Source organism: Pseudonocardia sp. TMWB2A (genome assembly GCF_017312135.1).
The window spans coordinates 5,941,712-5,965,054 of sequence record NZ_QKQY01000002.1 but is presented as its reverse complement, the minus strand read 5'-3'; the positions used below and the strand labels follow the sequence as shown (position 1 = coordinate 5,965,054).

The window sequence follows — 23,343 nt, the reverse complement described above, 5'->3', positions numbered from 1 at the left end:
CGTGGTCACGGCAGCGCTCGGCGGGAGGGGAACGACGGTGGCGAAGGTCTTCGGGCTCACCCGGAAGTCGCTCCTGAGGGGCTGGCCGCTGGTCGGGCTCATCGGTGTCGGCCTGACGGTCGTCGCACTCGCCTACGGCGGTGTCACCGGGAACCTGGAGACCACCGGGTGCCGTGTCGTCGTGCAGGGCGAGCAGGTGACGGTGCGCTCGGCGCCCGGCAACTCGGCGGCGCCGGTCCGCACGCTCCCGGTCGGGACCGAGGTCGCGGCCGAGACGATCGTCGACGGCGGCTTCCGCAAGCTCACCGAGCAGAACCAGTGGGTGCCGGTGGACTCCGTCGCCGCGACCTCGGGCAGCCGGTGCTGAACCCGTCGCGCAGCGTGATCAGGGGTGCGGCACAGTAGGCGGTGTGAACGCGCTCGCCACGGTCAACGTCAACGGGGTCCGTGCCGCCGCCACCAAGGGGCTGCTGGAGTGGCTGGCCGCGACCGACGCGCGGGCGGTCTGCCTGCAGGAGGTCCGGGCCCGGCCCGACGAGCTGCCGGCCGCCTTCCTGGCCGCGCTCGACGAGGGCGGCTGGCACCTGCGCCTGGCCCCGTCGCTGACGGCGAAGGGCCGCAACGGCGTCGCCGTGCTGAGCCGCGACGAGCCCGAGGCGGTCCGGATCGGCTTCGGCGACCCCACCACCGACCTCGACGGCCGCTACCTCGAGGTGGACCTGCCCGGCGGGCTCACCGTCGCCTCGCTGTACCTGCCCAAGGGCATGGCGGGCACCGAGAAGCAGGACCAGAAGGACGCGTTCTGCGCGGCCTTCGGTGACCACCTGCGCACCGCATTCGACCGGTGCGCCGCGACCGGGCGGCAGATGGTCGTCGGCGGGGACTGGAACATCGCCCCCACCGAGCTGGACCTGCGCAACTGGCGCGGGAACCGGCGCAACTCCGGGTTCCTGCCGCACGAGCGGGAGTGGTTCGCGAAGCTGCTCGAGCACGGCTGGCGCGACGTGGTGCGCGAGCGGCACCCGGGCGTCGACGGGCCGTACTCGTGGTGGAGCTACCGCGGGCGGGCCTTCGACAACGACACCGGGTGGCGGATCGACCACCTGCTCACCACGCCCGGGCTCGCCGACGCCGCGCACGAGGCCGTGGTGGACCGGGCGCCCGCGCACGACCGGCGCTTCTCCGACCACGCCCCCGTCGTCGTCCGGCTGGGGGCCGTGTGATCGCCGGCCGGATGGTCGGCGGCCGCTACCTGCTGCTCGACGAGCTGGGCCGGCGCGGCTTCGGGCCCACCCACCGTGCCGAGGACCGCATCACCGGCCGCACCGTGGCCGTCACCGAGATCGCGCTGCCCGCGGTCGCGGGGGTCCGGGAGCGGCTGCTCACCGAGGTCCGGGCGGCCGGACGGCTACGCCACCCGTCGGTCGTCGGGGTGCTGGACCTGGTCACCGACCGGTCCTCGGCCGGGGACATGCGCGAGTACCTGGTCACCGAGCACCCGGAGGCGCGACCGCTGGGTGCGGTCGTCGAGACGACGCCGCCCTCTCCCCGGCAGGTCGCGCTCGTCGGCCGGGACGTGCTGGCCGCGCTGCGCGCGGTGCACGCCGACGGCGGCACCCACGGCGGCCTCGACGCCGACGCGGTGCTGGTCACCGCCGACGGCCGCGCCCTGCTCACCGACGTCGGCCTCGCCCGCGCCGTCGGTCCGCGCCCCGGCGGGAACGGTGCGCCCGCCGCTCCCGAGGGCGCCGACACCCCGGCCGCGGACCTGTGGTGCCTGGGTGCCGTCCTGCGCGAGGCGGCGGACCCGCGCCTGTCGGCGGGCAGCGCGCTCGCGACGGTCCTGGACGGCCTCACCGCCGACGACCCGGCCGAGCGCCCGACCCACGACCGGGCCGCCGAGCTGTTCGAACGCGGTGCCCGGCCCCGGTCCCCGGGCGGGGACCTCGGCCGCAACCGCTGGATCCTGCTGGGCGTGGCCGGGGTGCTGGCCGTGGTCGTCGTCGTGCTGCTGGTCCTCGCCGTCCTCTGAGCACACCCGGCGGCGAAACCCGGCGGCGCCCGCGACGCGGCGGGGGCAGGATGGGCCGGGTGAGCCGGAGCGTCGAACACCCCGCCGACCACCCCCGCGTCGCCGCCGTGAAGGAGGCGCTGCGCCGGGCCGGTGCCGATCCCGCGTCGATCGCGGGCCTGGTGCTGCTGCCCGACGCGGTGACCACCGCGGCCGCGGCGGCCGCCGCGCTGGAGGTGGAGGTCGGCCAGATCGCGAACTCGCTGGTCTTCGACGCCGACGGCGCCCCGCTGCTCGTGCTCACCTCCGGCGCGCACCGGGTCGACACCGACAGGGTCGCCGCCCTGGTCGGCGCGCAGCGGGTCGGGCGGGCGTCCAAGGAGCTCGTGCTGGAGGCGACCGGGCAGGTCATCGGCGGGGTCGCCCCGGTCGGGCACCCGGCGCCGGTGCGCACCCTGGTCGACGTCGCCCTGGGGGAGTTCGCCCGGGTCTGGGCGGCCGGCGGGGTGGCCCGCTCGGTGTTCCCGACGACCTTCGACGAGCTCGTCGCCGTCACCGGCGGGACGCCCGCCGAGGTCGCCTGAGCCGTATTCCCGCACCGGCCGTGATCCATCGCCGGGAAACGGACGGTCGCTGCGATGATCCGCGAAACCTAGTGTGGGTGGCATGGCCGATACTCCTGCCGCACCCGTCCCGGCCGAGGCCGTACCGCCGGTCCCTCTCCCGACCCCCGCACCCGCCGAACCGGTGCCCTCGGACTCGGCGTTCCGCCGGGCCCTGCGCCGGGTCCGGGACGGGTCCACCCTCGACGTGACCGAGGCCGCCGTCCTGCTCGCCGCCCGCGGTGAGCACCTCGACGAGCTGCTCGGCCACGCCGGCCGGGTCCGCGACGCCGGACTCGTCGAGGAGGGCCGCCCGGGCGTCGTCACCTACTCCCGCAACGTCTTCATCCCGCTGACCCGGCTCTGCCGCGACCGCTGCCACTACTGCACGTTCGCGACCGTCCCGCACAAGCTCGACGACATGTTCCTGGAGCGCGACGAGGTCGTCGAGATCGCCCGCCAGGGCGCCGCGCAGGGCTGCAAGGAGGCCCTGTTCACCCTCGGCGACCGCCCCGAGGACCGCTGGCCGCAGGCCCGCGAGTGGCTCGAGGCGCGCGGCTACGACTCCACCCTCGACTATGTCCGGGCCTGCGCGATCGCCGTCCTGGAGGAGACCGGGCTGCTGCCGCACCTCAACCCGGGCGTCATGAGCTGGGAGGAGCTGACCCGGCTCAAGCCGGTCGCGGCCAGCATGGGGATGATGCTGGAGACGACGTCGCAGCGGCTGTTCGAGAAGGGCGGCCCGCACTTCGGCAGCCCCGACAAGGAGCCCGCGGTCCGGCTGCGCGCCCTCACCGACGCCGGCCGCGTCGGCGTCCCGTTCACCACCGGCATCCTGATCGGCATCGGCGAGAACCGCACCGAGCGGGCCGAGTCGCTGTTCGCGATCCGCTCCGCCGCCCGCGCGCACGGGCACGTGCAGGAGGTGATCGTCCAGAACTTCCGGGCGAAGCCGGACACCGCGATGGCAGGCGACCCCGACGCCGACCTGCACGACCTGGCCGCGACGATCGCCGTCGCCCGGCTGGTGCTGGGTCCGAAGGTCCGGCTGCAGGCGCCGCCGAACCTCGTCGGCGACGAGCAGGCGCTCATGCTGCGCGCCGGGATCGACGACTGGGGCGGTGTCTCCCCGGTGACGGTGGACCACGTGTCCCCGGAGATGCCGTGGCCCGCCGTCGACGAGCTGGCCGCGATCACCGAGGCCGAGGGCTTCACGTTGCAGGAGCGGCTCACCGCCTACCCGAAGTACGTGCGGGCCGGGTCGCCGTGGATCGACGCGCGGCTGCACGGCCACGTCGCCGCGCTGTCCGGGCCCGACGGGCTCGCCCGGCCCGACGCCGTCGTGGAGGGGCGGGCGTGGCAGGAGCCCGACGGCGGGTTCGCCTCGACCGGGCGCACCGACCTGAACTCCACGATCGACACGACCGGGCGCACCGAGGACCGGCGCAGCGACTTCGGCGACGTCTACGGCGACTGGGACGAGGTGGCCGCCGAGCTGGAGCACCAGCGCGCCGGGCACGGGGCGGCCCCCGAGCGGCTCGACTCCGACGTCCGGGCCGGGCTGGACCTGGCCGCGTCCGACCCGGCGGCGCTGCTCGACCCGGCGCACGCCGACGCCGCGATGGCCGTGCTGACCGCCGACGGGCCCGCGCTGCGCACCCTGCTCGACCTCGCCGACGACGTGCGCAGGCAGGTCAACGGGGACGACGTCACCTACGTGGTCAACCGGAACATCAACTTCTCGAACGTCTGCTACGTCGGCTGCCGGTTCTGCGCCTTCGCCCAGCGCGAGCGCGACGCCGACGCCTTCCGGCTCTCGCTCGACGAGGTCGCCCAGCGCGCCGCGGAGGCCGCCCGCGACGGCGCCACCGAGGTCTGCGTGCAGGGCGGCATCGACCCGCAGCTGCCGGTGTCGTTCTACGCCGACCTGGTCCGCGCGGTCACCGCCGCCGTGCCGGGGATGCACGTGCACGCGTTCTCCCCGATGGAGATCGTCTCCGCGGCGGCCAAGGCCGGGGTGTCGATCCGGGAGTGGCTGACCGAGCTGAAGGCTGCCGGGCTCGGCTCGATCCCGGGCACCGCCGCCGAGATCCTCGACGACGAGGTCCGCTGGGTGCTGACCAAGGGCAAGCTGCCGGCGTCGCAGTGGATCGAGGTCGTCTCGACCGCGCACGAGCTGGGGATCCCCAGCAGCTCGACGATGATGTACGGCCACGTCGACGAGCCCCGGCACTGGCTCGGCCACCTGCGCACGCTGGCGTCGATCCAGGACCGCACCGGTGGGTTCACGGAGTTCGTGCCGCTGCCGTTCGTGCACCACAACGCCCCGATCTACCTGGCCGGGATCGCCCGGCCGGGGCCGACCGAGCGCGACAACCGGGCGGTGCACGCGTTCGCCCGGCTCGCGCTGCACGGGCGGATCGACCACGTCCAGTGCTCCTGGGTGAAGCTCGGCGACGACCTCGCCGCGGACATCCTGGCCGGGGGCGCCGACGACATGGGCGGCACGCTGATGGAGGAGACGATCTCCCGGATGGCCGGCTCGGAGAACGGCTCCGAGCGCTCGGTCGCCGAGCTCACCGCGATCGCCGCGGCCGCCGGTCGCCCGGTCCGGCAGCGGACGACGACCTACCGCGGCGAGCCCCGCGTGCTCACCCCGGCATCGGGCACCGGGCCGCGGATGCTGCCGCTGACCCCGGCCTGATCCCGGCCGGTCCCGCGCCGCCCCCGGGCCGCGCGGGACCGGCCCGGCCGCCGATCGGCCTACGGTGGCGGTATGGGTGTGCTCGGAGAGATGTTCCCGCGGAAGCGGATGCACGAGGACTCGGACGCCGCGCAGGGCGGGCAGCAGTGGCGGCTGGGCCCGATCGACCTCGACAAGGGCGTGGTGACGGTCGAGGCCGCCCCGCAGCCCGAGGACCCGGAGCAGGAGAAGGAGAAGGACCGGGAGAACGGGTGAGGTGCTGACCGGGACGACGCCCCGCGGCTGCCGCAGCCCCCTCACCGCGCTGTCGCAGGACGTCCGCCCCGGCCGGTGGACCGACCCCCCGATCCGGCCCACCCCGCCGCCGGCCACGCGCAGGCGCGGCTTCGATCGGCAGAGTGAGGCCAACGGTACGATCTTGAGCAGTCCGGGGTCAAGGGAGGCGAGCGGGTGCGGCCGCAGGAGCTGGGCGCCGTCGGGCGCGGTCTCGGCCTGCTCGCCGACACCTGGACGCTGCTGATCCTGCAGCGCGCGTTCCTCGGCGTCAGCCGGTACGCGGGGTGGCGGGAGACCCTCAACATCTCCGACGCGACGTTGTCGGCGCGGCTGCGCGGGCTCGTCGACGCGGGTCTGCTCGAGCCCCGCAGCTACGCCGACGGTGGCCGCGAGCGCCGCGGCTACGCCCTCACCGAGCGCGGTGGCGACATCTGGAAGCTGCTGATCTGCACCTGGGACTGGGAGAAGACCTGGGTCCCGCGGGAGGTCCCGCTCCCCGAGATCGTGCACCGCGACTGCGGCCGCCCCACCCGGGTGCGGGTGTGCTGCGCGGCCTGCGGCGGCGCGGTCGGTCCGCGGGACACCGAGGTCGAGCGCGAGCCCGGGGCGCCGGGGCTGGACCTGCTGGCCCGCAGGCACCCGCGGCGTACCCGCGGCACGCTGCCCGTCGACCCGCTCTCGTTCCTGCCCGGTGCGATGGAGATCATCGGCGACCGGTGGGGTGCCACCGTCCTCGGCGCCGCGCTCGCCGGGATCCGGGCGTTCAACTGCTTCGCCCACGAGCTGGGGATCTCCCCGGAGGTGCTGTCGGACCGGCTGCGCCGCTTCGTCGCGCTCGGGGTGCTCAGCCGCAGCGGCGACGGCGAGTACCGCCTCACCGACAAGGGGCGGGCCAGCTTCCCGATCCACGCCTGCCTGGTCGAGTGGTCGCACCGCTGGTGCGGCGGGGACGGCGCCCCGATCGACCTCACGATCCGCCACCGGGCCTGCGGGCAGCCGCTCTGCGTGCGGCTGGACTGCGAGCAGTGCGGGCGGGCGTTCGCCCGGGACTCGGTGTCCCCGGTGCGCCCGAGATGACGGACGGTAGGGAACGATGGCGGGCATGAACGACGCCCACCGTCCCCGCGTGCTGTCCGGGATCCAGCCCACGGCCGACTCGTTCCACCTCGGCAACTACCTGGGTGCGCTGCGGCAGTGGGTGGCCCTGCAGGACGACCACGAGGCGTTCTACTGCGTCGTGGACCTGCACGCGATCACGGTGGAGCACGACCCGGCCGAGCTGGCCCGGCGTACCCGGGTCGCGGCCGCGCAGCTGCTCGGGCTGGGGCTCGACCCGGACCGCTGCACGCTGTTCGTGCAGTCGCACGTCCCGGAGCACGCGCGGCTGTCCTGGATCCTGGAGTGCATCACCGGCTTCGGCGAGGCCGGCCGGATGACCCAGTTCAAGGACAAGTCCGCCAAGCAGGGCACCGACCGGGCGACGGTCGGGCTGTTCACGTACCCGATCCTGCAGGCCGCGGACATCCTGCTCTACCAGGCCGACCGCGTCCCGGTCGGCGAGGACCAGCGCCAGCACCTGGAGCTGACCCGCAACCTCGCGCAGCGGTTCAACCACCGCTTCGGCGAGACGTTCCGGGTGCCCGAGCCGCACATCCCGCAGGCCACGGCGAAGATCTACGACCTGCAGGACCCGACGGCGAAGATGAGCAAGTCGGCGTCGTCGCCCAGCGGGATCGTGGAGCTCCTCGACCCGCCGCGGACCTCGGCCAAGAAGATCCGCTCCGCGGTGACCGACAACGAGCGCGAGATCCGCTTCGACCCGGAGGACAAGCCGGGCATCGCGAACCTGCTCACCATCAACGCGGCGATGACCGACCGGAAGGTCGTCGAGGTCGAGGCCGAGTACGTCGGCCGCGGCTACGGCGACCTGAAGAAGGACCTGGGCGAGATCGTCGCCGCGTTCGCGGAGCCGTTCGCGGAGAAGGTGAACGGCTACCTGGCCGACCCGGCCGAGCTCGACCGGGTGCTCGCGCGCGGTGCCACCCGTGCGCGTGAGGTCTCCGGCGCGACACTGGCGGCGGTTCACGAGAGGATCGGGTTCCTCCCGCCCGCCTGAGCCGCGCGCCCGGGGCGGGGAGTACCACCGAACCGGGGGAATGATGGCCGAGAACCGCGCCGCCACGATCGCGCACCGGCTGGAGACCGACGAGGAGGAGACGGAGACCTTCCTCGACCGCCAGCGGGAGAAGCATCCGTGGCTGGACCACCTGGTCCGGGCGGGGGAGCGCTACACCGAGAACCACGGCGACCACTACGCCGCGGCGATCACCTACTTCTCCATCCTGGCGCTGGTGCCGCTGCTGATGGTCGGGTTCGCGGCGGCCGGGTTCGTGCTGCGCGGCAACCCGGAGCTTCTCGACTCCCTGCGCCAGGCGATCCAGTCGGCCGCGCCGGGCCAGATCGGCGAACTGCTCGGCGGGATCGTGCAGACCGCGATCGACCGGGCCGGGGCGATCGGTCTGATCGGTCTGGTCGGCGCGCTGTACTCGGGCATCGGCTGGATGAGCAACCTGCGCGAGGCACTGACCGAGCAGTGGGGCCAGCGGGACGAGGCCCCACCGATGATCAAGCGACTGGCGTTCGACCTGCTCGCCCTGGTCGGGCTCGGGCTGGCCCTGGTGCTGTCGTTCGCGATCTCCTCGATCGGCGGCGCGGCCGGGAGGTTCCTGCTCGACCTGGTCGGCCTCGGCGACGCCACGTGGGCACGCGTCCTGCTGAGCATCGCCTCGTTCCTGCTCGTGCTCGCCGGGAACTGGCTGGTGTTCCTCTGGGTGATCGCCCGGCTGCCGCGCGAGCCCGTGTCCCTGCGCAGCGCGGCCAAGGCCGCGCTGATCGGCGCGGTCGGGTTCGCGATCCTGCAGCGGGTGATGGTGATCTACCTCGGCTCGGTCACGAACTCCGCGGCCGGTGCGGCGTTCGGCTCGATCCTCGGTCTGCTGGTCTTCATCTTCTTCACCTCGCGGTTCCTGCTGTTCGTGACGGCCTGGGCCGCCAGCGCCGAGGAGAACGACCTGGGCTACCGCGACCTGCCCGCCCCGGCGATCATCCGGCCGCAGTACGTCGTCCGGGACGGCCCGGGCGCGCTCGCGTCGGCGGGCCTGGTCACCGCGGGTCTGATCGGCGGAGCACTCGGCCTGCGGGCCCTGGGACGCCGGCGGCGCTGACCCGGATCGCCGTCCGGTCCCCGGCGTACGCGTTCGGACAGGTGTTCGCGCGGTCCGGGGCGGCTGCGCTGCGGCGAGGTGCCGGCGGCTCGTGGTCACCGGGGTGCCCGCGACGCCGCCCCGCCCCGATCTCGAAGGACCTGATCCCGGCGAGTTCGCTTACCCGGTAAGCGAATTCGCAGGAGGGTGTGGCCCGGCCTGCGGGCGCGGGGGTGAGCCGGTGCCGTCCCGGCCGGTTCTCCCGGTACAGGCCCCGACGAACTCCTTCGCCCGGTGAACGGACCCGCGGACCCGAGCTCCAGGGACGTGATCCCGGCGAGTTCGCTTACCCGGTAAGCGGATTCGCAGAAGGGTGCACCCCCGCCCTCGAGCACCGGGGCGAGCCGGCGCCGACTCGGCAGGGTCCCGGGAGAGGTTCCCGACGACTCGTTCGCCCGGTGGACGATTCCGCGGGAGGAGAGTTCCGGGGTGCGGGGCGCCGGGACGGTCCCGGGCGTCTGCCGCAGGTCAACGACGCCGGCGCAGCCGCGCGGCCACCAGCGCCCCGACGCCGGCGAGCGCGGCGACCCCGCCGACCAGCACCGCGGCGGGGACCGGCGGAGCACCCGCGGGATCCGGGGTGCCGGTCGCCGTCGCCCCGTCGGTGCTCCCCGTCGCCCCGTCCGCGCCTCCGGACGCCGCGCCGCCTGCGTTGTCCGCGCCGCCTGCCCCGCCGGCGGGGGCCGCGGCGCCGGGGGGCGTGTCCGAGCCGTCGGCGAACCCGGTGGTGCCCGGCTCGACCAGCGTCCCGATCCCGGTGGCCGGGGCGCCGAAGCCCCAGTCCAGCAGGGCGCGGGCCTGGTCGACCATCAGCACCGGCCGGGGCTCGCCGCGCACGATGGCGACGACCAGCCGTCGCCCGTCGCGCTCCATCGCGCCGACGAAGGTGTGCCGGGCGGCGTCGGTGAACCCGTTCTTGCCGCCGAGGAAGCCGGGGGCGCCGAGGAGCCGGTCGTCGTTGCCGAGCAGGAAGCCGGGCTTGTCGGCGAACCCGGGGAACGGGATGCTCCGGGTGGTCAGCGCGGCCGCGATCCGCGGGCGCTCCAGTGCGGCGCGCAGCAGCAGGCCCAGGTCGTAGGCCGAGGCGGACATCCCCGGGCCGTCGAGGCCGGCGGGCGTCGCGGGGCGGGTGTCCAGGGCACCGAGGCGGTGGGCCTCGTCGCGCATGGCGGCCAGCGTCGCGGGGACCCCGCCGAGCTCGCGGGCCAGGGCGTTCGCGGCGTCGTTGCCCGAGGACAGCAGCAGCCCGTGCAGCAGCTGGTCGACCGTGTAGCGCCCGCCGGGACCGATCCCGGCGCGGCTGCCGTCGACGTTCGCGTCCTCGGCGGTGCCCACGACCACCCGGTCCATCGGCAGCCGCTCGTCGACGACCAGCGCGAGCAACAGCTTGATCGTCGACGCCGGACGCTGCCGCGCGTGCGGGGCCCGGGCGGCGAGGACCGCACCCGAGTCGAGGTCGGCGACGACGTACGACGCGACCCCGACCGGCGGGGGCGGCACCGGCCCGGCGTGGGTGTCACCGCAGCCGCCGAGCCCGCCGACCGGTGGCGACGGCACCGGCAGCGGGGCGACCGGCACCGTCTCCTCCCGCGCGGGCGGGCCGGGCGGGACCTCCTGCCCCGGGCACCCCGCGGCGACCGCGACCGGAGCCGCGGAGGAGGCCGGAGCGGCGGAGGCGACCGGAGCGGTACCCGCCGCCCCGGCCAGCGCGAGCGCCACGACGACGGGAACGAGCAGCCGGGCGGCGGGTCGGCGCGGGGAGCCCTGGCCGGCGGGGGTCGTCACCGTTGCAGCATGACCCACCGCCCGGCGGAACGGGCCGCCCGCTCCGGGCCCGGCACCACGGACCGCGGCACGGTCAGCGCTCGACGATCTCCTTGACCCGGTCCAGGCTGCGCTCCAGCCCGTCGCGCATCAGGGTCTCGCGGTCCCGGCCCAGGATCCCGCTGCGCTGCAGCAGCCGTACCGGCAGCGCCGCCTCGCCGGTCTTCTCCCGCCAGGCGACGACGGTCGTCGCCCCGTCGCCGGCCGGCTCCAGGATCCAGCCCCAGGCGGTGCGCGACTCGGTCACGACGAAGGTGAACCGGTGGGCCGGCTCGCACTCGGTGACCCGGCAGTGCGTCGACCAGCGGATCCGGCCGTGCCGGTTGCCGCCGGTGAACCTCGCGCCGACGGCGGGCCCGGTCGCGTCGCCGCGCCACCGTCCCCCGGTGGCCTCCGGGCTCCACTCACCGGCCCGGGTGATGTCCGAGACCAGCTCCCACACCCGCTCCGGTGGGGCCTGCACCGTACGTTCCGCGCGATCCATCGATCCTCCTCCGACGACTGCCGTCACCTCCCGGTACAAGATCGTCCGGGTGCGCGGACGGTACCGTCCGTCAACCGCTCGACGATTCCGCGTCACGGCCCTGTTTCGACTTCTGCCAAAACCGTTGTCCAGCGGTTACCGTCCCGTCCGGACACGCGCCGCCGAGCGGTGGCGCCGGAGGGGGAGGTCACCTCGTGCGGATCAACCAGCGCATCGGAGGCAGGGGCCGGTACGCGACCGCGATCGCGCTCGTGGCCGCGGCGGCACTCACGCTCGCGGGCTGTGCCCGCGACACCGGCGGGGGCGGCGGCGCCCAGGCCGGGGAGTGCGAGCGCGTCGCGCCGCCGTCGGTCCCGGCCGCGTCGGCCCAGCCGGCGCCGGAGGCCCCGAAGGCGGACGCGAGCCGGCTCAAGGTCGGGCTGGCCTACGACATCGGCGGCCGTGGCGACGCCTCGTTCAACGACGCGGCGGCCGCCGGCCTCGACCGCGCCGTCGCCGAGCTGGGGCTGCAGAAGGCCAACACACGCGAGGCGACCGCCCAGGCGGGGGAGAGCGAGGACGCGGGCACCAACCGCCTGCGCCAGCTCGCCCAGGGCGGGTTCAACCCGATCGTCGCGGTCGGCTTCAACTACGCCACCGGCGTGAAGACCGTCGCGACCGAGTTCCCGAACATCCAGTTCGCCATCGTCGACGACGACACGGTCGACCTGCCCAACGTCAAGCCGCTGGTCTTCGCCGAGGAGCAGGGCTCGTTCCTGGTCGGCGCCGCGGCCGCGCTGAAGACCTCGACCTGCAAGGTCGGGTTCATCGGCGGCGTCGACAACCCGCTGATCCAGAAGTTCGACGCCGGCTACGAGCAGGGCGCCAAGGCCGTCGCGCCGCAGATCGACGTCGAGTCGGCCTACATCTCCCCGGCCGGCGACTTCACCGGCTTCAACGACGCCACCCGCGCCACCGAGATCGCGTCCGGCCAGTACGACGGCGGCGCCGACATCGCCTTCGCCGCGGCGGGCCAGTCGAACCAGGGTGTCTTCGCGGCCGCGCAGACCGCGCAGAAGAAGGCCATCGGCGTCGACTCCGACCAGTACAACTCGCCGCAGCTGACCCAGGTCCGCGACACGATCATGACGTCGATGATCAAGCGGGTCGACGTGGCGGTCTACGAGTACATCAACGCGGTCGCGGGCAACACCGTCGCGAAGCTCCCGGCGCGGTTCGACCTCGCCAACAACGGTGTCGGCTACTCCACCTCCGGTGGCCAGGTCGACGACATCGTCCCGCAGCTCGAGGCGTACAAGGCCGCGATCATCGCCGGACAGATCGACGTCAAGTCCACGAAGTGACCGACGAGCGCCACGCGGTCGAACTGCGCGGGATCACCAAGCGGTTCCCTGGCGTCGTCGCGAACGACGGCGTGGACCTCACCGTCACCCACGGTGAGGTCCACGCCCTCTGCGGCGAGAACGGGGCCGGCAAGTCGACCCTGATGAAGATCCTCTACGGGATGCAGACGCCCGACGAGGGCACGATCGTCGTCGACGGGGCGGACACGCACTTCCGCAGCCCCGCCGACGCCATCGCCGCGGGGATCGGGATGGTCCACCAGCACTTCATGCTGGCCGACAACCTGACGGTCGCGGAGAACGTGCTGCTCGGCGCCGAGCGCCTGCACGGCATCGGGAAGGCGGCCCGGGCGCGGATCACCGAGCTGTCCGCGACCGTCGGGCTCGCCGCCCGGCAGGACGCGCTCGTCGAGCACCTCGGCGTCGCCGACCGGCAGCGCATCGAGATCCTCAAGGTGCTCTACCGCGGCGCCCGCACGGTGATCCTCGACGAGCCGACCGCGGTGCTGGTCCCGCAGGAGGTCGACGAGCTGTTCGCGACCGTGCGCACGATGCAGGGCGACGGCTACACGTTCCTGTTCATCTCGCACAAGCTCGATGAGGTCCGCGCCGTCGCCGACCGGATCACCGTGATCCGCCGCGGCCGCACGGTCGGCACCGCGGACCCGCGGACCGTCACCAACCGCGAGCTGGCGGAGATGATGGTCGGCTCGGAGCTGCCCTCGCCGGAGACCCGCGAGTCGACCGTGACCGACCGCGAGGTGCTGCGCGTCGAGGGTCTCGGGCTGGCGAGCCCGGACGGCGGCCGCGACCTGCTCGACGGCGTCGACCTCGTCGTGCACGCCGGTGAGGTGCTGGGCATCGCCGGCGTCGAGGGCAACGGCCAGACCGAGCTCGTCGAGACGGTCATGGGGATGCGCAGGCACGCCCGTGGCCGGGTGCTGTTGAACGGCACCGACATCTCGGCGACGTCGACGATGGCCCGCCGCGAGGCCGGCATCGGCTACGTCCCCGAGGACCGGTCCCGCCACGCCCTGCTCGGCGAGCAGCCGCTGTGGGCGAACCGGATCCTCGGGTTCCAGTCCCGGCCGCCGATCGCCCGGCACGGGCTGCTGGACACCGCCGCCGCGCGCACCGACACCGAGCGGATCGTGCGCGACTTCGACGTCCGCACCCCCGGCATCGACGTCATGGCCGCCGCGCTGTCCGGCGGCAACCAGCAGAAGCTCGTCGTCGGGCGGGAGCTGTCCGGCGACCCGGTGCTGCTCATCGCGGCCCATCCGACCCGCGGCGTCGACGTCGGCGCGCAGGCCGGCATCTGGGCCGAGCTGCGCCGCGCCCGCGCCGCCGGGCTCGCGGTGCTGCTGGTCTCGGCCGACCTCGACGAGCTGATCGGCCTGTCCGACACCCTCGCCGTCATCTCCGGCGGGCGGCTGGTCGGCACCGCCGATCCCGCGACCGTGACCCCCGAGGAGCTGGGTACCAAGATGACCGGAGCCGCCACGTGAGCCGGCTGCGGGGCGCCGTCGTCGCGCCCGTCCTGGCGATCGCGGTCGCCGCCCTGCTCTGCGGGGTCGCGCTGGTGATCAGCGGGGCGTCGCCGTGGACGGCGGTCACCACGATCCTCGCGCAGGTCGGGTCGGGCACGGTCGTCGTGGACACCGTGAACTCCGCCGCCGTCTACTACCTCGCCGCGCTGGCCGTCGCGATCGGCTTCCAGATGCGGCTGTTCAACATCGGTGTCGAGGGCCAGTTCCGGGTCGCCGCCTGCGTCGCCGCGATCGTCGGCGGGACGGTGGCGCTCCCGCCGGTCCTGCACACCGTGCTGATCATGGTGGTGGCGCTGCTGACCGGCGCGGCCTGGGTCGCGATCCCGGCGCTGCTCAAGGCCTACCGCGGCGTCTCCGAGGTCATCTCGACGATCATGCTGAACGCGATCGCCACCGGGCTGATCGCCTACCTGATCCGCGCCGAGACCTTCGGCGAGCTGCGCGGCAACAACATCACCACCCCGCCGATCCCCGAGTCGGGCTGGTTCCCCGGGATCCCGGTCGGCAACGGCGCGATCTTCGGGATGGTGTTCGTCGCGGCCGCGCTGGGCATCGGCTACTGGTTCCTGCTCGGACGCACTCGGTTCGGCTTCGAGCTGCGCGCCTCCGGCGAGTCGGCGACGGCCGCCGCGACCGGCGGGGTGAACGCGCGCCGCACGATCGTCGTCGCGCTGCTGCTCTCCGGTGCGGTCGCCGGGCTGGTCGGGCTGCCCGAGCTGCTCGGGCGCGACCACGCCTACACGCTGTCCTCGCCGCAGGGCTACGGCTTCACCGGCATCGCGATCGCGCTGCTGGGCCGCAACCACCCCGTCGGCATCGCGCTGGGCGCGCTGCTGTGGGCGTTCCTGGACAAGTCCGCGGTGGCGCTCGACGTCGTCGGCATCCCGCGGGAGATCGTGCTGATCATGCAGGGCCTGATCGTGCTGTCCGTGGTCGTCGCCTACGAGGTCGTCCGCCGGGTCGAGCGCCGGGCCGAGCAACGGCGGGTCGCCGCGGCGGCCCCCGCACCGCAACCCGCGGAGGTGTCGTCGTGACCGCGGTGCTGGACCGTGCGCGGACCCTGCCCGGCTGGGCCCGGTCGGCGCTGATCGCAGCCGCGCTCGTCGCCGTCCTGTCGGTCACGGTGACGCTGACCGGCCAGACCCAGCTGACCTCCGGCGGCACCGCGTCCGCCGCGGTGCGGCTGGGGCTGCCGATCCTGCTCGCCGGCCTGGGCGGCCTCTGGGCCGAACGCGCCGGGATCATCAACATCGGCCTCGAGGGCATGATGGTGCTCGGCACCTGGGGCGCGGCCTGGGCCGGCTACCAGTGGGGGCCGTGGGCGGCGATGCTCGGCGGGCTGGTGTTCGGCGCGCTCGGCGGGCTGCTGCACGCCGTCGCGACGGTGACGTTCAACGTCAACCACATCGTCTCCGGCGTCGCGATCACCCTGCTCGGGACGGGGCTGACGAAGTACCTGGCGACGCTGGTGTTCACCCCGGTCTCGCAGAACCCGCGCCAGTCCCCGCGGCTGGAGGGCTTCACCGAATTCTCGATCCCCGGGGTCTCCGAGGGCCTCGCGGCGCTGGAGGCCCAGCAACGGGTGTTCGTCTCCGACCTCGCCGGGCTGCTGTCCGGGCTGGTCACCGGCCTGACGCCGATCCTGGTCATCGGGGTCGCGCTGGTCCCGGTGAGCTACCTCGTGCTGTGGCGGACGGCGTTCGGGCTGCGGCTGCGCAGCGCGGGCGAGTCGCCGGTCGCGGCGGAGTCGCTCGGCGTGAACGTGGTGCTGCACAAGTACGTCGCGGTCACGATCTCCGGCGCGCTCGCCGGGCTCGGCGGCGCGGCCCTGGTGCTCAACCCCGGCCAGCTCGGCTACCTGGAGAACCAGGTCGGCGGCCGCGGGTACATCGGCCTCGCCGCGATGATCTTCGGCAACTGGCGGCCCGCCGGGCTGCTCGTCGGCTCGGCGCTGTTCGGCTACGTCGACGGCCTGCAGCTGCGCGCCGGCGGTGAGGCGGTGCACGCGCTGCTCTACGGCGCGACGCTGGTCGCGGTCGTCGTCGCGGTGCTGTGGGCGATCCGCCGGATGTGGACCGCCGCCGCCGTCGCGCTCGTCGCGGGGCTGCTGGTGTACGCGGTCTACTGGTCGGTCGACACCGTGCCCAGCGAGTTCGCCTCCTACGCCCCGCAGCTGGTCACGCTGATCGTGCTCGCGGCGGCCTCGCAACGACTACGACCACCGGCCCGGCTCGGCGAGCCGTACCGGCGCGGGGAGGGACGCTAGATGGCAGGCGGGGGACCGTCCGGAGCGGGCGCGGACATGATGCGGCCCGACGCACCCGTCCCGGACTGGGACGCCCTGCGGGCCGCCGCGGTGCAGGCCGCGGCCTGGGCGTACGCGCCGTACTCCCGGCTGCACGTCGGCGCGGCCGCACTCGTCGACGACGGGCGGGTGGTCACCGGCTGCAACGTCGAGAACGCCTCCTACGGCCTCGGCGTCTGCGCCGAGGTGACCCTCGCCGGCCAGCTGCGCCTCTCCGGCGGCGGACGGCTGCTCGCGGTCGCCTGCCGCTCCGGCGACGGCGACCTGCTCATGCCGTGCGGACGCTGCCGCCAGGTGCTCCACGAGTTCGGCGGCGCCGCCCTGCTCTGCGACACCCCGCGCGGGGTGCTGCCGTTCACCGAGGTGCTGCCCGACGCGTTCGGCCCGGAGGACCTCCCGTGAGCTTCTCCGCGGTCGAGGTCATCGCGGCCAAGCGCGACTGCCGCACGCTGTCGAAGGCCCAGATCGACTGGGTGGTCGACGCCTACACCCGCGGCGAGGTCGCCGACGAGCAGATGGCCGCGCTGGCCATGGCGATCCTGCTCAACGGCATGGAGCCCGGCGAGATCGCGCACTGGACCCAGGCGATGATCGACTCCGGCGAGGTCCTCGACTTCGGCGACGTCGGACGCCCGCTGGTCGACAAGCACTCCACCGGCGGCGTCGGGGACAAGATCACGCTGCCGCTGGCGCCGCTCGTCGCGGCCTGCGGGGCGGCGGTGCCGCAGCTGTCCGGGCGCGGGCTCGGCCACACCGGCGGCACCCTGGACAAGCTGGAGGCCATCCCCGGCTGGCGCGCCTCGCTGACCACCGAGGAGATCACCGCGCAGCTGCGCGAGGTCGGCGCGGTCGTCTGCGCGACGACGCCCACGCTCGCCCCCGCCGACAAGCGGCTCTACGCGCTGCGCGACGTCACCGGCACCGTCGAGTCCGTCCCGCTGATCGCCAGCTCGATCATGAGCAAGAAGCTCGCCGAGGGCACCGGCGGGCTGGTCCTCGACGTGAAGGTCGGGTCCGGCGCGTTCATGAAGACCCTGCCGCGCGCCGGGGAGCTCGCCGACGCGATGACCGCGATCGGCGCCGCCCACGGCCTCCCGACCACCGCGCTGCTCACCGACATGTCCCGCCCGCTGGGCCGCTGCGTCGGCAACGCCCTGGAGGTCGCCGAGTCGGTCGAGGTGCTGCGTGGCGGGGGACCGGCCGACCTGGTGTCGCTCACCGTCGCGCTGGCCACGGAGATGCTCGCCCTCGCCGGTCTCCCCGACGCCGACCCGGCCGCGGTGCTCGCCTCCGGTGCCGCGTACGACGTGTGGGAGCGGATGATCGCCGCGCAGGGCGGGGACCCGTCCGCGCCGCTGCCGGTGGCCACGCACGTCGAGACGGTCGTCGCCGAGCGGTCCGGGATCTTCGCCGGGGCCGACGCGCTCGCCGTCGGTACCGCGGCCTGGAAGCTCGGAGCCGGGCGCGCCCGCAAGGAGGACCCGGTGCAGGCCGGGGCCGGGGTCCGGCTGCTGGCCGGCCCGGGCGACGAGGTCCGCGCCGGTGCGCCGCTGGCCGAGCTGCACACCGACGACGCCGACCGGCTCCCCGCGGCCCGGCGGCTGCTCGCCGGGGCGGCGCTGCTGATCACCGCGGACCCGCCGCCCGAGCGGGACCTCGTCCTCGACGTCCGCCGGGGCGGCTGACCGCCCCCGGCCGGGGCAGCGCGCGGCCCGAACGGCGGCAGGTGCCCGACGGGACGTGACGGATCTTCCTGCGTCCGCGTGTCGCATTCGCGACGAAACGTAACTCTCGGTGTATCCGTCCGTTACGCACAGTGTGAACCGTTCGCCGGCGACGATGCCGTCCCCCAGCCACGTCCCCGTGTCACCGGACCGCGCGGGGGTGACGGTGGGCCCCGACGTCTGGACCGCGGCCGAGGCGAGCGAGGACTTCCGCGAGCTCCGCGCGCGCCTGCTGCGCTTCGTGCTGCCGGCGACCGCGGGCTTCCTGGGCTGGCTGTTCCTGTTCGTGGGGCTCAGCGCCTGGGCGCCCGGGCTGCTCGGCACCCGGGTGCTCGGCGACCTCACGCTGGTGCTGGTGCTGGCCATCGGGCAGTTCGTCTCGACGTTCGCGATCACCGCGCTGTACGTCCGGTACGCAGGCCGCCGGCTCGACCCGCTCGCCGACGAGATCCGTGAGCGTCTCGAGCGGGGCCACCGGTGACCGCCGCCGTCGCGGCCGCGTCCCCGGCCCCCGGGGACCCGCTGCTCAACATCCTGGTGTTCTCGTCGTTCATCCTCCTGGCCTTCGTCCTGGTGCTGCGGGTACGGCGGCGCTCGTCGGCGGCCCGGGACTACTACACCGCGGGCAGCGGCTTCACCGGTCCGGAGAACGGCCTGGCCCTGTCCGGGGACTTCCTGTCGGCCGCGACGTTCCTCGGCATCGTCGGCGCGGTCGCCGTCGCCGGTCCCGACGGGTTCCTCTACGCCGTCGTCGCCTTCGTCGCCTGGCTGGTGGCGCTGTTCTTCGTCGCCGAGATGCTGCGCAACACCGGTCGCTACACGATGGCCGACGTCCTCAGCTACCGGTTGCGGCAGCGCCCGGTGCGCGCGGCCGCCGCGACCTCGGCGGTGGCGATCTCCACGCTCTACCTGCTCGGTCAGCTCGCGGGCGCGGGCGGCCTGCTCGCGCTGCTGCTCAACATCACCGACCGTGCCGGGCAGTCCGCGGTGATCGCCGGGGTCGGGGCCGTGGTCGTCGGGTACGTGCTGATCGGCGGGATGAGCGGCGCGACCTGGATCCAGATCGTGAAGGCGGTCCTGCTGCTGGCGACCGGGATGATCATGGCCGCCTTCGTGCTCGGCACGACCGGTCTGAGCCTGCCCGCGCTGCTGACCGCGGCCGTCGCGAACCACCCGCGCGGCGAGGCGGTCCTGTCCCCGGGGCTGCTGTACGGCGGTGGCCTGACGGCCAACCTCGACCTGCTGTCACTGGCCGTCGGCGGTGTCCTCGGTGTGGCCGGGCTGCCGCACATCCTCATGCGCTTCTACACCGTCCCCGACGCCCGGCAGGCCCGGAAGTCGGTCGTGTGGGCGATCTGGCTGATCGGCGCGTTCTTCCTGCTGGTGCTGGCGCTCGGGTACGGCGCCACCGCGCTGGTCGGGCCGGAGGCGATCCTCGCCGCGCCCGGCGGGGTGAACTCGGCGGCGCCGCTGCTGGCACTGCAGATCGGCGGGCCGGTGATGCTGGCGCTGGTCTCGGCGGTGGCCTTCGCGACGATCCTCGCGGTCGTCGCCGGTCTGATGATCACCGCCGCGGCCGCGTTCGCCCACGACGTGTACGCCCAGCTGCTGCGCCGCGGCCAGGCCACCGCGGCCGAGGAGGTCCGGGTCGCCCGGCTGACCACCGTCGTCATCGGGCTCGTCGGCATCGCCGGGGGAATCCTGGCCAACGGCCAGAACATCGCGTTCCTGGCCGCGCTGACCTTCGCGATGGCCGCCTCGGCGAACCTGCCGACGCTGCTGTACTCGCTGTTCTGGAAGGGGTTCACCACGACCGGTGCCCTGTGGAGCATGTACGGCGGCCTCACCGTCACGCTGACGCTCATCGTGTTCTCGCCCGCGGTGTCCGGTGCGCCGACGGCGATGCTGCCCGACCTCGACTTCGCGTGGTTCCCGCTGGCGAACCCGGGCCTGGTGTCGGTCCCGGCGGGCTTCCTGCTCGGCTACCTCGGCTCGGTGCTGGGCCGCGAACGCCCCGACGCCGCCGGGCACGCGCAGATGTCGGTCCGGGCGCTGACCGGGGCAGGACTGCAGCGTGCGGTTCCCGAGGACCCGCCGGCGCCGCTCCCCGCCGGCCACAGCGCCCACCCGGCTCCCGCCGGTCACGGCGTCGCCCCGGTCCCCGCCGGCCACGGCGTCCACCCGGCCTCCGCCGGTCACGGTGCCCACCCGCGCCCCGACGGTCCTGCGGGCCACCCCGGCCCGGCCGGTCCCGCGGCGTACCGGGGCCCGGCCGGTCCCGCGCCGCACCGGCATCCGGACGGTGGGGTGGCCCGTACCGCCCGGCCGGACGGTGCCGCCGCACCTCTCCGCACGGGACGGCCCCACGGCGGGCCGTCGCGCGACGCCCGGCCCGGCGGCCACCCGGCGGGCCCGTACCGGCCGCCGGCCGCCCCGGCGCGGGACCCGCAGCTGCGCCCGGGACGGGAGCGGCCCGGGCCCGGCACCGGCACGCCGTCCCACTGAGCCGCGTCCCCGGACCCCGGCCGGCGCCCGCCGGCCGGGGCCGGGCCGTGCTCGGCGGGGCGCCGGAACGGGCGGATCCGCGACACGCCCGCCGCTGCGCCGTGACGCCGGGCCGGTGCGCCCACCGGTGGGTGACGGCGCGGTGCCGGGCGGGCGTCGGCACGACGATTCCGATCCGGCACGATGGACCACGATGCGTGAGGACCGACGAGCGGCGGAGCGGGCGCCCCACCCCGCGGTGGTGCGGCACCAGCCGCTCCCCCGACCGGTGATGGGCACCGACCCCCGGCGGACCCCGCGGACGCCCCCGGAGGGAGCCGCCGAGGTGACCCGTCCGCTCGGGTCCGGGCGGATCCCCGACCCGGGGGAGCCGACCACCCCGCTGGGACCGGTGGCCGACCCGTCGCCCGGCCGTCCCGCACTCCCGGACGGCGCCGCCGCGGGCCCGGGGACGCCGTCGAACGGCACCGCGCCGGCGGGGGAGACGCCCGGGGACGGCGGAGCACCGGCCCCGGGGACGTCCGGGGACGACCCCACCGGGACGACCCCGTCCGGCGGCGCGGAGCGCACCGGCTCGCTCGTCCGCTCCTCCGGCATGATCGCGATCGCCAGCCTGGTCAGCAGGCTCACCGGCTTCGTCCGGAACCTCGCGCTGGTCGCGGTGCTGGGCTTCGCGGTCGTCAACGACTCCTACACCGTCTCGAACACGCTGCCGAACATCGTCTACGAGCTGCTGCTCGGCGGTGTCCTGACCAGCGTGATGATCCCGGTGCTGGTCCGCGCCCAGGCCGAGGACGCCGACGGCGGCGAACGCTTCACCCGCCGTCTGCTCACCGTCGTCGGGGCCGCGTTGCTGGTCGCGACCCTGATCGCGATGGCCGCCGCCCCACTGCTGACGAGGCTCTACCTCGGCTCGGGGGACACCGGACAGGCCAACCCGGCCCTGGCCACGGCGTTCGCCTGGCTGCTGCTGCCGCAGATCTTCTTCTACGGCATCGGTGCGCTGCTCGGCGCGGTCCTGAACTCGAAACAGGTGTTCGGACCGTTCGCCTGGGCACCGGTGCTCAACAACCTGGTCCTGCTGGGTGTGCTCGTCGTCTACGTGCTCGTGCCGGGGGAGATCTCGGTCGACCCGGTCCGGATGGGCGACCCGAAGCTGCTGGTGCTGGGGGTCGGGACGACGCTCGGCATCGTTGTCCAGGCACTGGTGCTGATCCCGTTCATGCGCAGCATCGGGTTCCGCTACCGCCCGGTGTGGGGCTGGGACCCGCGGCTGTCGCTGGCCGGCGGGATGGCGCTGTGGATCGTGGCCTACGTCCTCGTCGGGCAGGCCGGCTACATCGTCACCACCCGGGTCGCCGCGTCGGCGTCCGAGGGGTCGGTCGCGACCTACATGAACGCGTGGCTGCTGCTCCAGGTCCCGTACGGGGTGCTCGGGGTGTCGCTGCTGACCGCGCTGATGCCGCGGATGAGCCGGGCCGCGGCGAAGGGCGACGTCGACCAGGTCGTCACCGACCTCTCCCTCGGCGCGCGTCTGTCCACCGTCGGGCTCGTGCCGATCGCGGCCGTGATGACGGCGTTCGGCCCGTCCCTGGGCACCGCGCTGTTCTCCGTCGGCGCGGGCAGCGGGACCGGGGCCGAGCGCCTCGGCCAGGCCGTCGCGTGGTCGGCGTTCGGGCTCCTGCCCTACGCGGTCACGATGCTGCAGATGCGCGTGTTCTACGCGATGACCGACTCCCGCACCCCGACGCTGATCCAGGTCGGCATGGTGGGGGTCAAGATCCCGCTGCTGCTGGCGTGCCCGCTGCTGCTCCCGCCGGAGCAGGTCGTGCTCGGCCTCGCCGCGGCGAACGGGGTCTCGTTCGTCGGGGGTGCGGTGCTCGGGCAGTGGCTGCTGCGTCGCCGTCTCGGCCGGGCCCGCTCCGGTGAGGTGCTCGCCTGCCTGGCCCGGGTGGCGCTCGCTTCGGCCGCCGCGGCCGCCGTCGCCTGGGGGATCACCCGGCTCGTGGACCCGGCGCTCGCGGACTGGCCGGACGTCGCCCGGGCCTGGACGCTGCTGGTCGGGGGCTCGCTGATCGCGCTGCCGCTGGCCGTGGTCGCGATGCGGGTGCTGCGGGTCCGCGAGCTCGACGCCGTGTTCCGGCGCTTCGCCCGCCGTTGACCCCGGCTCACACGACGGGCGGCGCCCCGTCCGGCACCGGCGTCGGGGCGGCACGCTGGGAGAACGCGAACCAGAGGTAGCACAGCCCGACGACGAACAGCAGTCCCGTGGCCGTGCCCTCGATCTGCAGCGGCGCGGCGCCGCCGACCGGGCCGGGGACGAACACCGCGGCGACGATCGCGGCGTAGAGCAGCGGGTCGAGGGTGCGCAGGGACCGCACCGTCCGCGCCACGGGCGCCCCGCGGTGACGCAGGAACAGCAGTGACTCGACCAGGCCGACCAGGCCCAGCACCCCGAACGTGACCCGCCACGCGATGCTGCTCCCGGCGGCCAGCACCGCGCCCAGCCCCATCACGCCGGGCAGGAAGAAGTGCAGGGCCACGTGCAGCGTGCTGCGGTGCAGGGCCGGATCGCGACGCCACCCGCCGTGCGAGAGACCCAGCACGGTGAACCACAGCCCGAGCAGCGTGAAGCTGACCGAGCTGAGGCTCTGGTAGAAGCTCAGGGCCGGATCCACGGACACCTCCACCGGTCGGCCGACGGGTGCAGCGATGATGGCCGCGGCGGAATCGGTTGTCTGCGGCCGATCAG

At 74.7% G+C, this 23,343-nt stretch carries 20 protein-coding genes and 1 pseudogene; 18 read left to right on the top strand and 3 right to left on the bottom strand.

What is annotated here, in order from left to right; translation table 11 throughout:
- Positions 1-37 precede the first annotated feature (37 nt).
- The 9 genes from DMP17_RS42350 to yhjD all read left to right on the top strand — a co-directional run bounded on the left by DMP17_RS42350 (position 38) and on the right by yhjD (position 8,817).
- A complete protein-coding gene (locus DMP17_RS42350; protein ID WP_062397696.1) occupies positions 38-367 on the top strand; it encodes a hypothetical protein in 330 nt (109 codons plus the stop codon).
- A gap of 43 nt (positions 368-410) precedes the next feature.
- Complete coding sequence (locus tag DMP17_RS42345) at positions 411-1,223, top strand: exodeoxyribonuclease III (protein WP_337832459.1); 813 nt, start codon at positions 411-413, stop codon at positions 1,221-1,223.
- Complete coding sequence (locus DMP17_RS42340; protein WP_337832458.1) at positions 1,220-2,032, top strand: protein kinase domain-containing protein; 813 nt, start codon at positions 1,220-1,222, stop codon at positions 2,030-2,032. Before DMP17_RS42345 ends, DMP17_RS42340 begins: the two co-directional genes overlap by 4 nt.
- A 59-nt stretch (positions 2,033-2,091) precedes the next feature.
- The gene (locus DMP17_RS42335; protein ID WP_443217957.1) at positions 2,092-2,595 is read left to right on the top strand and encodes a YbaK/EbsC family protein; all 504 of its coding nucleotides are present in this window, start codon (positions 2,092-2,094) and stop codon (positions 2,593-2,595) included.
- A gap of 82 nt (positions 2,596-2,677) precedes the next feature.
- On the top strand, positions 2,678-5,317 hold the full coding sequence (locus tag DMP17_RS42330) for a bifunctional FO biosynthesis protein CofGH (protein ID WP_337832456.1): 2,640 nt from the start codon (positions 2,678-2,680) through the stop codon (positions 5,315-5,317).
- Positions 5,318-5,389: 72 nt separating this feature from the next.
- Positions 5,390-5,572 (top strand): hypothetical protein, encoded by a 183-nt coding sequence (locus DMP17_RS42325; RefSeq protein WP_226367591.1) that lies wholly within the window; start codon positions 5,390-5,392, stop codon positions 5,570-5,572.
- A gap of 195 nt (positions 5,573-5,767) precedes the next feature.
- Positions 5,768-6,670 (top strand): winged helix-turn-helix transcriptional regulator, encoded by a 903-nt coding sequence (locus DMP17_RS42320; protein ID WP_226367590.1) that lies wholly within the window; start codon positions 5,768-5,770, stop codon positions 6,668-6,670.
- Positions 6,671-6,695: 25 nt separating this feature from the next.
- The gene (gene trpS / locus DMP17_RS42315; RefSeq protein WP_337832455.1) at positions 6,696-7,709 is read left to right on the top strand and encodes a tryptophan--tRNA ligase; all 1,014 of its coding nucleotides are present in this window, start codon (positions 6,696-6,698) and stop codon (positions 7,707-7,709) included.
- 43 nt (positions 7,710-7,752) lie between these two features.
- Positions 7,753-8,817: an inner membrane protein YhjD gene (yhjD, locus tag DMP17_RS42310; RefSeq protein WP_337832454.1), complete on the top strand. Its 1,065-nt coding sequence runs from the start codon at positions 7,753-7,755 to the stop codon at positions 8,815-8,817.
- Between the two features lie 507 nt (positions 8,818-9,324).
- On the opposite strand, the gene DMP17_RS42305 is transcribed toward yhjD, so the two are convergent.
- Together DMP17_RS42305 and DMP17_RS42300 are read right to left on the bottom strand one after the other, a co-directional pair.
- On the bottom strand, positions 9,325-10,641 hold the full coding sequence (locus tag DMP17_RS42305) for a D-alanyl-D-alanine carboxypeptidase family protein (protein ID WP_337832453.1): 1,317 nt from the start codon (positions 10,639-10,641) through the stop codon (positions 9,325-9,327).
- 73 nt (positions 10,642-10,714) lie between these two features.
- Entirely contained in the window at positions 10,715-11,164 is a 450-nt protein-coding gene (locus tag DMP17_RS42300; protein ID WP_337832452.1) for an SRPBCC family protein, read from the bottom strand.
- A gap of 194 nt (positions 11,165-11,358) precedes the next feature.
- Between DMP17_RS42300 and DMP17_RS42295 the strand changes: the two genes are divergently transcribed.
- From DMP17_RS42295 to murJ, 9 genes and pseudogenes are all read left to right on the top strand, one after another.
- Positions 11,359-12,507, top strand: coding sequence for a BMP family lipoprotein (locus DMP17_RS42295; RefSeq protein ID WP_226367586.1), 1,149 nt, complete (start codon positions 11,359-11,361; stop codon positions 12,505-12,507).
- Positions 12,504-14,015: an ABC transporter ATP-binding protein gene (locus tag DMP17_RS42290; protein WP_337832451.1), complete on the top strand. Its 1,512-nt coding sequence runs from the start codon at positions 12,504-12,506 to the stop codon at positions 14,013-14,015. Before DMP17_RS42295 ends, DMP17_RS42290 begins: the two co-directional genes overlap by 4 nt.
- Positions 14,012-15,091 (top strand): ABC transporter permease, encoded by a 1,080-nt coding sequence (locus tag DMP17_RS42285; protein WP_062397669.1) that lies wholly within the window; start codon positions 14,012-14,014, stop codon positions 15,089-15,091. The genes DMP17_RS42290 and DMP17_RS42285 overlap by 4 nt, the downstream gene beginning before the upstream one ends.
- The gene (locus DMP17_RS42280) at positions 15,088-16,323 is read left to right on the top strand and encodes an ABC transporter permease (protein ID WP_226349902.1); all 1,236 of its coding nucleotides are present in this window, start codon (positions 15,088-15,090) and stop codon (positions 16,321-16,323) included. The genes DMP17_RS42285 and DMP17_RS42280 overlap by 4 nt, the downstream gene beginning before the upstream one ends.
- Before the next feature lie 39 nt (positions 16,324-16,362).
- Complete coding sequence (locus tag DMP17_RS42275; RefSeq protein ID WP_062403743.1) at positions 16,363-16,764, top strand: cytidine deaminase; 402 nt, start codon at positions 16,363-16,365, stop codon at positions 16,762-16,764.
- Entirely contained in the window at positions 16,761-18,047 is a 1,287-nt protein-coding gene (locus tag DMP17_RS42270; RefSeq protein ID WP_337832450.1) for a thymidine phosphorylase, read from the top strand. Before DMP17_RS42275 ends, DMP17_RS42270 begins: the two co-directional genes overlap by 4 nt.
- Before the next feature lie 178 nt (positions 18,048-18,225).
- Complete coding sequence (locus DMP17_RS42265; protein ID WP_337832449.1) at positions 18,226-18,567, top strand: DUF485 domain-containing protein; 342 nt, start codon at positions 18,226-18,228, stop codon at positions 18,565-18,567.
- Positions 18,564-20,168, top strand: a pseudogene (locus DMP17_RS42260) (solute symporter family protein); the annotation flags it as partial. The gene DMP17_RS42265 and the pseudogene DMP17_RS42260, both read left to right, overlap by 4 nt.
- Before the next feature lie 748 nt (positions 20,169-20,916).
- Complete coding sequence (murJ, locus tag DMP17_RS42255) at positions 20,917-22,752, top strand: murein biosynthesis integral membrane protein MurJ (protein WP_226349905.1); 1,836 nt, start codon at positions 20,917-20,919, stop codon at positions 22,750-22,752.
- A 7-nt stretch (positions 22,753-22,759) separates the two neighbouring features.
- Here murJ and DMP17_RS42250 read toward each other — a convergent pair whose 3' ends face one another.
- Complete coding sequence (locus DMP17_RS42250) at positions 22,760-23,269, bottom strand: hypothetical protein (RefSeq protein WP_226349906.1); 510 nt, start codon at positions 23,267-23,269, stop codon at positions 22,760-22,762.
- Between the last annotated feature and the right edge of the window lie 74 nt (positions 23,270-23,343).